At 59.8% G+C, this 7390-nt stretch carries 9 protein-coding genes and 1 pseudogene; 7 read left to right on the top strand and 3 right to left on the bottom strand.

Translation table 11 applies throughout. The features are described from left to right. Positions 1-1345 (bottom strand): MFS transporter (locus FEM54_RS19265; protein WP_171045868.1); only part of this gene is annotated, 1345 nt, incomplete at its 3' end. Positions 1346-1570: 225 nt separating this feature from the next. Here FEM54_RS19265 and FEM54_RS19260 point away from each other — a divergent pair. The 4 genes from FEM54_RS19260 to FEM54_RS19245 are packed head-to-tail and all read left to right on the top strand — an operon-like array spanning position 1571 to position 4045. Continuing rightward, entirely contained in the window at positions 1571-1879 is a 309-nt protein-coding gene (locus FEM54_RS19260) for a BufA1 family periplasmic bufferin-type metallophore (protein ID WP_017137207.1), read from the top strand. A 23-nt stretch (positions 1880-1902) separates the two neighbouring features. Continuing rightward, positions 1903-2790, top strand: coding sequence for an MNIO family bufferin maturase (bufB, locus tag FEM54_RS19255; protein ID WP_017137206.1), 888 nt, complete (start codon positions 1903-1905; stop codon positions 2788-2790). Further along, a complete protein-coding gene (locus FEM54_RS19250; RefSeq protein ID WP_017137205.1) occupies positions 2787-3563 on the top strand; it encodes an HvfC/BufC N-terminal domain-containing protein in 777 nt (258 codons plus the stop codon). Before bufB ends, FEM54_RS19250 begins: the two co-directional genes overlap by 4 nt. Further along, positions 3560-4045, top strand: coding sequence for a DoxX family protein (locus FEM54_RS19245; protein ID WP_017137204.1), 486 nt, complete (start codon positions 3560-3562; stop codon positions 4043-4045). The genes FEM54_RS19250 and FEM54_RS19245 overlap by 4 nt, the downstream gene beginning before the upstream one ends. Here the strand turns inward: FEM54_RS19245 and FEM54_RS19240 are convergent. Next, complete coding sequence (locus FEM54_RS19240) at positions 4036-4950, bottom strand: LysR family transcriptional regulator (protein ID WP_017137203.1); 915 nt, start codon at positions 4948-4950, stop codon at positions 4036-4038. The two genes, FEM54_RS19245 and FEM54_RS19240, sit on opposite strands and share 10 nt — an antisense overlap. Positions 4951-5054: 104 nt before the next feature. Here FEM54_RS19240 and FEM54_RS19235 point away from each other — a divergent pair, with 104 nt between their 5' ends. Then, positions 5055-5654, top strand: a complete 600-nt coding sequence (locus FEM54_RS19235; RefSeq protein WP_099548580.1) for a short chain dehydrogenase — start codon at positions 5055-5057, stop codon at positions 5652-5654. Here FEM54_RS19235 and FEM54_RS19230 read toward each other — a convergent pair. Next, complete coding sequence (locus tag FEM54_RS19230; protein ID WP_170036492.1) at positions 5639-6019, bottom strand: hypothetical protein; 381 nt, start codon at positions 6017-6019, stop codon at positions 5639-5641. The two genes, FEM54_RS19235 and FEM54_RS19230, sit on opposite strands and share 16 nt — an antisense overlap. 182 nt (positions 6020-6201) lie before the next feature. Here FEM54_RS19230 and FEM54_RS19225 point away from each other — a divergent pair, with 182 nt between their 5' ends. Continuing rightward, positions 6202-6873, top strand: coding sequence for a COG3650 family protein (locus tag FEM54_RS19225; RefSeq protein ID WP_099548579.1), 672 nt, complete (start codon positions 6202-6204; stop codon positions 6871-6873). Between the two features lie 106 nt (positions 6874-6979). After that, a pseudogene (locus FEM54_RS19220) lies at positions 6980-7390 on the top strand (hypothetical protein); the annotation flags it as partial.

Below are 7390 nucleotides of genomic sequence, written 5' to 3'. Positions count from 1 at the left end.
CATCGGCATTGCGCGTGACACGGAACGCTTGCTCCATCGCCACCGCATCCGTGTATTCGTTGCGAATCGCGTCGGTCAGGCTCTTGCCGCGGCCGGCCAGCATCAATGCCCCGCCCAATAGCAACAAGCCCGCCGCCAGGAAGATATACGCGCCGTACACATCCAGCGGCGCGTCGAAATAGGCTATGACACGCTGTGCCACATTTAACGTCTGAGAGCACACCAGCGTACCGGTTAATGAGGCGATGGCCAGCACCGGCGTGACCGTTGCGGACACACGCCCCATGTAACCTTCCGGCACGGCTTCCTGGAGCATCGGCCCTTGCACAATCGCAAACACCGAGAAGAACAACCCACAGCTGAACATCAGCGCCCAGGCCAGGTAAAACGGCGGATGCAGCGAATAAGCCAGGTAACTGAACCCCATGCACAGCAGCGCAAAGGTAAAGGCCTGACGCGTGCTCAGTGACTTCAACAGCGGCCGGACCAGCACGGCAGCAATCAACCCGCCCACAGGGAACGCTGCGAGAATCAGACCGTATTCATAAGGGCTCAAGCCCAGGGTTTTGAAGGCGTACAAGGACAACGCGACGTTATTGACCCCCAGGGAAAACCCGTACAACGCCACACCGATCAACAACGTCCTGATCGAGGCGTGCCCCCAGGAAAACCGCAGCCCTGCGAGCACTCCATGCCAAAAGGGCGGCCGTTGTTGCTCGGCCAGCAAGGTCCGGCGCAAGCCCTGGGTAGATGCGATGCACAGGGCCGAACAGGCAAAGGCCAGCACATTGATCAGCAGTGCCAGGGCGGGGCCCACCCAGACAAACAAGGCCGGCCCCAGGGACGCCGACAACACTGAAATGCCCGTCAGGGAAAACATTGCCTTGGCCGATGCTTCAACGCGGCGTGCCGAAGGGATGACCACTTGCATGATCGCCTGGCGCGACGGGTTGAAAAACTGTGCGGCCGTGCTGTTCACCAACAACAACAGCAGAACGCCGACGAACACTTGCATCGGGTCCAGCCCGGCCAGTGAATAGATCACGAAAAAGATCAGGAAGTTGAGCACCCGAATCCCATCCGCCGCGATCATCACGTACAACGGGGCCATCCGATCGACCCAAGCCCCGGCCAGTGGGGCCACCCATACACGCGGTATAGCCGAAGCCGCCACTGCCAGGCCTACGGCCGTCGGCAAGAACGCACTGTCGTGAAACAGGTCAGTCACCAGCCACACAATGACGGTGCTCTCGAAAACGAACTCGCCAAACGATGAGAGGGCTTGCCCCAGCCACAAGAATGAGAAATTTCTGCTGATGAAAAAATCTGCAAAGCGGTTCTTCACAGCCAACGCTCCTTATTGGTCTTGCGCACATTCGCCCAGTGCCAGGCATGGCTTGATCCTACAGCAAGCGCATACGGGGCTTGCGAACACCAAGACTCACGGCGCCATTTGCTCGGCCTCGAAAATTTATTTATCACCTGCTGTAACGCAGCCTGATGCCCCAACTCTAGAGGGGTAAGCAAGCAAAAACGCTTCCTTACCCAACCTCACTGCTGGAGTTACACCATGACTACTAAATCCCGTTCGCTGTCCGCCGCTACCCTCGTTCTGGCCCTGGGTTCGGCCCTGAGCTTTTCCGCCCTGACCAACATGGCCCACGCTGACGAAGCGAAAATGGACAAGTGCTTTGGTGTCGCCGAAGCCGGCAAGAACGATTGCGCTGCAGGCGCCGGTACTACCTGCGCCGGTACCTCGAAAGTCAAAGACCAGGCCAACGCCTGGAAACTGGTCCCAGCCGGCACTTGCGCCAAGACCCCAAGCGCCACCTCGCCGACCGGTTTCGGCCAGGAAGCAGCCTTCACCGCCAAGTCCTGAAACCCTGCAAAACCTGAGTACTGATGATGACGCTTTTACCCCAGCACACGGTCTCACCGGCTCAGGTGCCCGGCCTCCCTTACCGGGCCGGGCTGGGGCTGAAGAACGAGCACTTTCTTGAAGTGCTCGAGACCTCGCCCGATATCGGTTTTTTTGAAGTTCACGCCGAAAACTACATGGTCGCCGGCGGCCCGTTTCATCACTACCTGGGTTTGATACGCGAACAGTACCCACTGTCATTGCATGGCGTGGGTCTGTCCATCGGCGGCGAAGGCCCGCTTAATCGTGAGCACCTGGCACGGTTGGCCACGCTGATCGAACGCTATCAACCCCACTCTTTCTCTGAACACCTGGCCTGGTCCAGCCACGGCCCGGTGTTCCTCAATGACTTGCTGCCGCTTGCCTACGACGCCGCGACCCTGGACCGGGTGTGCGAGCACATCGATCAGGTACAAAGCACCCTCAAGCGGCCGATGCTGCTGGAGAACCCCTCGACGTACCTGCAGTTCCAACGCTCGACCCTGGACGAGACGGACTTCATCAGCGAGGTCATCCGGCGCACCGGTTGCGGGCTGTTGCTGGACGTCAACAACGTCTATGTGTCGTGCATCAATCATCAGCGCGATCCACTGGCCTACATCAATGCGCTACCGCTGAAGGCCGTCGGTGAGATTCATCTGGCCGGCTTTGCCGAAGACACCGACAGCCTGGGCGACCGCCTGCTGATCGATGACCATGGCGCGCCCATCGATAACGCGGTGTGGCAGCTCTATGAACAGGTGCTCAAGTGCACCGGCCCGGTGGCCACGCTGATCGAGCGGGACAACCAGGTGCCCGCCTTCAGCGTGTTACACGCCGAAGCCCAACACGCCGACTGGCATCTGTCACAGGCGAAGGTATTGAAGCCATGAGCGATCAAGCTGCATTTGCCGGCGCCTTGCTCGACGCCGATCAGGCCTGCCCCGACGGATTGTTCAGCAGCAACGGCGCCGACCCGGCCAGCCGTTTCGCGGTGTATCGAAACAATGTCCACAGCTCGCTGATCAACGCGCTCGCCGCCGCTTATCCGGTAACGCTGCAATTGGTTGGCGATGAATTTTTTCGCGCGATGGCCAGCCTGTACGTGCAAGCCAGCCCGCCCGACAGCCCGTTGATCAGCGATTACGGCAGCACGTTTGCCGCGTTCATCCAGGCGTTCGAACCGGCTGCGAGCGTGCCTTACCTGGCGGACGTCGCACGCCTGGAACGCCTGCGGGTGCGTGCTTATCACGCCGCGGACCGCCAGCCACTGAATCAGCAGGCCATCCTTGAACAACTGCAAGGGCCGACCGACCTGGGGCAGCTAAGCCTGCACCTGCATCCGTCCCTGGCCACCTTGAATTCACCCTACGCCGTGGTTGCGGTATGGGCCGCGCACCAGACCGAAGGCACCATTGCCACCTTGAACCCTTGGTACGCCCAAAGTGCACTGGTGTTACGCCAGGGCTTGGCGGTCAAGGTCTTCGCCATCGACAGCGGTTCGGTGGCGTTTATCAACAGCCTTGACCAGGGATCAGGCCTGGAAATGGCGGTAGAGCACGCGCTTGAAGCATCAGCCGAATTCGACCTCAACCATTGCCTGACACTGCTGATCAGCCACGACGCCATCATTCATTTGCACACAGAACAAAAGGAATCGCCATGAACACTTCCCCTACTTGCCTGGTAAAACGGACCATCGCGCTGTTCGAAAAAATCCCCTACAGCCTGATCGCCTTTCTCGCACGGTTTTCCATTGCGGCGGTGTTCTGGAAGTCCGGCCAGACCAAAGTCGAAGGCTTTGCGATTGATATCATCAACGGCACCTTCCAATTGGGCGAACCCAAGCTTGCCGCTTCAACCCTGCCGCTGTTTCGCAGCGAGTACCACGTGCCCTTGCTGTCACCGGAAGTGGCCGCGCACATGGCAGCATTTGCCGAACACTTTTTCCCGGTACTGATCCTGGTGGGCTTTGCCACGCGCTTCTCGGCCCTGGCGCTGATCGGCATGACCTTGACCATTCAACTGTTCGTCTACCCCGAGGCCTACCCCACCCATGGCACCTGGATCGCGTTACTGCTGCTGTTGGTGGCCAAAGGCCCAGGTTGCCTGTCGATTGATCACCTGATCGCGCGCCGTTACCGCTGAAGGCGATCCAGGGTTTCGCCGCTGCGTCTGAACCAGTCCACCAAGTAGTCGGCCAACACTTGGGTTCGGCGCGGCAGGCCACCTTGATAAGGATGAACCAGGTACATCGGCATGCTGCGCGTTTGATAATCACGCAGCAGCCAGCGCAAGCGCCCGTCGGCCAGTTCTGCCGGTAACACGTAGGACGGCAGGCGGGCGATGCCGGCGCCCACCAAGGCGGCTTTTTTCAACAGGTTGTAGTGGTTGGAAGCGAAGGTACCGCTGACCCGCACCCGCAGCAGTTCATGTTGCTGGTGGTACAACCACTCCTCACGCCCGCTGTAATGGCTGTTGAGCAGACAGGTGTGCGCGGCCAGATCCGCAGGCGTCAGCGGTTCGCCATGCTGCGCAAGGTAGGCCGGGCTGGCGCAGGTCATTTCATGCCAGGCCAACAGTGGCTTGGCCACCAGCCGCTCGTTATCCATCGCCCCCATGCGCACGCCCAAATCGAAGCCATCACGCGCCAGGTCGCGGTAGCTGTTGTTCAGTTCCAGCTCGATCTGAACCTGCGGGTATTGCTGGGTGAACTCCAGCAACAAGCCATCGAAGAAGGTTTCCCCCAGCGACACCGGAACCGTCATACGCACTGGGCCAGCCAGATCGTCCTTGAGCCGCGCCAACGCCTGACGGGCGCGCTCCACCTGGTCCACCAGCGCCTGAGCCTGGGGCAACAACGCCGCACCGGCGGCGGTCAGGCTGAGCTTGCGAGTGGTACGGTGCAATAACACCACCGAAAACTGCGCTTCCAATTGGCTGATGCGCTTGGACAATTGGCCCTTGCTGCAGCCCAATTGCTCCGCCGCCAGGGTAAAACTGCCCGCCTCGATCAGCACGGCAAAGGCCGCCAGGTCATCCATTTCGCTCATGGATTGTTTCCAATTGAAAACCAAAGGTTGCCTATTAGCGCGTTTATCCACTTAAAAAGCCATCCTAGACTGAAACCTCACTTAATCCCCGGAGGAACAGCACGATGAAAATCCTATTGATTGGTGCCAGCGGCACGGTCGGCTCAGCGGTCAAGGCGGAACTGGCGCAGCGTCACGAGGTGATCAGCATCGGCCGCAGCGGCGGCGACTTCCAGGTGGATATCAGCGACAGCGCATCGATCCGCAAACTGTTTGAGCAGACCGGCAAGTTCGACGCGTTGGTCTGCGCGGCAGGCAGTGTGAATTTTGTGGCACTGGGTGAGATGAGCGAAGCCGACTTTGAACTGGGCCTGCGGGACAAGCTGATGGGCCAGGTCAACCTGCTGCTGATCGGCCGCGACTACGCTAACGACGGTGCCTCGTTCACCTTTACCAGCGGCATTCTGAACCGCGATCCGATCCGCACCGGCGCTTCTGCCGCATTGGTCAACGGCGCATTGGATGCCTTCGTCAAGGCGGCGGCGATCGAATTGCCGCGCGGCTTGCGCATCAACTCGGTGAGCCCGACCGTCTTGCTCGAAGCCATGGGCAGCTACGCGCCGTACTTCCGCGGCTACAAACCGGCTCCGGGTGCCGATGTAGCACTGGCCTACGCGAAAAGTGTCGAAGGCTTACAGACTGGTCAGACCTACATCGTGGGTTGAGTGGCGCTTGCCTCACGCGAGAACTGAGACATCCACTCGATCACCAGTGCGCGCGGGGCAACAAAACTGAACTGCCCACCCAGCTCACTTTGAACCATGGCGGTACTGAGCTGATAGCCGTCGACATAAAGTGTCAGGTGCTTCTTGTAGGCAAGCAACGTAAGGGATTTCGCTCTTGCCTTCGCCTCAGGAGTTAACGTGACATTCACCTCAACGTAGGCCGGATCAGGGTTTTCGGCCTTTTTCAGCGTCACCGAGATGTCGGTGAAATCACTGGCTGACGAGAGGACGAACCGGATGGGCTCGTCTGACAAGGCAGCGCCTGCCCAGAGCAAAAGAACGCAAATACTCCATTTGATACTCATCACGGCCCCCTACCAAAAACGCCGACACTCTCACGGCTCTCCAATCTTCACTATAGGAAACATCCCTATTAGTAACGCCTGCGCTGCCATCGTCCAGGGAACAGATTATTCAAACTGTGTCCCGAGCTTGTGATGCGGCGCCACCCTGCGTAACGTGGCGGCACTAGTTTGGAGACCCAATAATGCGCGCCGCCCGTACCCTTGCTCTGTTTGCCCTGCTGCCCCTCTTCACCGCTTGCCAGATGTTCGAGAGCGAGCCGGCCAAACCGTCTACCGTCGGGCTGACCCGCATGCAGGGTGAGCTCACGGCAGTGGGCGACAAACTGCTGTTCCAGCCGTGCGGCGACAAACGCAACTACGTGGTCAATGACACCGGCGGCACCAGCGTCTTGCAGGAAGCCGCGTCCCTGGCCGGCCAGCAAGGCGTGCTGTTTGCCGATTTACGCGGCAAGTTTTCCGGGGTGGCCAGCGGCACCCAGGGTTCGGTCGACCTGCAACAACTGTATCGTGTAGAACGCTCGACCTCGGCCTGTAACGACCCGGACTTCAAACGCATGATTCTGCGGGCCAATGGCCATAAACCGGCCTGGGCGATGAGCGTAACGGCCAAGGGCATGGTGCTGGAACGCGAGGGCCAGCCGCCACTGGCGGTGCCTTTTGTCGAAGAGCAACTGGGTGACGGCCGTTTCAACCTGATGACCGAAGCCAATAACCAGCACATCGAACTGTGGGTAGCCCCACAACGCTGCATCGATGCCGCCAGCGGGAGCTTGCAACACATGACCGCCGAGTTGCGGGTCAATGGCCAGGTCCAGCGCGGTTGTGCATCATTCGGCGGCTCGCGGGACGACTGATTCAGCCTTGGGCTGTTTTAACATGACGGGAATCAGCCTTTGGGGCTTATAATCGCCGGTTTGCAAAACAGCCGGCATCGAAGCCCGCCGCCCACCGGATCCTGTCATGTTACGAATCACCGAACTCAAGCTGCCCATCGACCATCCCGAAGAAGACCTGCGGCCTGCCATCGTGCAGCGCCTGGGCATCGCCAGTGATGACCTGCTCGACTTCACCCTGTTCAAACGCAGCTACGACGCGCGCAAGAAATCGTCGGAGCTGTGCTTCATCTACACCATCGATCTGAACGTAAAGGGCGAAGCCGCCCTGCTGCTCAAGTTCGCCGATGACCGCAACATCAACCCGGCACCGGACGTCAGCTACAAAGTGGTGGGCCAGGCGCCGCAAGGCCTGGTTGAACGGCCGATCGTGGTGGGTTTCGGCCCCTGCGGCATTTTCGCCGGGCTGTTGCTTGCGCAGATGGGCTTCAAGCCGATCATCCTCGAACGCGGCAAGGAAGTGCGCCAGCGCACCAAA

This window comes from Pseudomonas edaphica, from assembly GCF_005863185.1.
In the GTDB taxonomy this organism is placed as follows: domain Bacteria; phylum Pseudomonadota; class Gammaproteobacteria; order Pseudomonadales; family Pseudomonadaceae; genus Aquipseudomonas; species Aquipseudomonas edaphica.
Note: the sequence above shows the minus strand (reverse complement) of the source record. Positions and strands in the feature narration are given on the sequence as shown.

What these genes read in the sequence shown, in the direction of transcription:
- FEM54_RS19260 (WP_017137207.1), top strand. Translation starts at nt 1,571, where the DNA reads ATGACTACTAAATCCCGTTCGCTGTCCGCCGCTACCCTCGTTCTGGCC.
- bufB (WP_017137206.1), top strand. Translation starts at nt 1,903, where the DNA reads ATGATGACGCTTTTACCCCAGCACACGGTCTCACCGGCTCAGGTGCCC.
- FEM54_RS19250 (WP_017137205.1), top strand. Translation starts at nt 2,787, where the DNA reads ATGAGCGATCAAGCTGCATTTGCCGGCGCCTTGCTCGACGCCGATCAG.
- FEM54_RS19245 (WP_017137204.1), top strand. Translation starts at nt 3,560, where the DNA reads ATGAACACTTCCCCTACTTGCCTGGTAAAACGGACCATCGCGCTGTTC.
- FEM54_RS19240 (WP_017137203.1), bottom strand. Translation starts at nt 4,950, where the DNA reads ATGAGCGAAATGGATGACCTGGCGGCCTTTGCCGTGCTGATCGAGGCG.
- FEM54_RS19235 (WP_099548580.1), top strand. Translation starts at nt 5,055, where the DNA reads ATGAAAATCCTATTGATTGGTGCCAGCGGCACGGTCGGCTCAGCGGTC.
- FEM54_RS19230 (WP_170036492.1), bottom strand. Translation starts at nt 6,019, where the DNA reads ATGAGTATCAAATGGAGTATTTGCGTTCTTTTGCTCTGGGCAGGCGCT.
- FEM54_RS19225 (WP_099548579.1), top strand. Translation starts at nt 6,202, where the DNA reads ATGCGCGCCGCCCGTACCCTTGCTCTGTTTGCCCTGCTGCCCCTCTTC.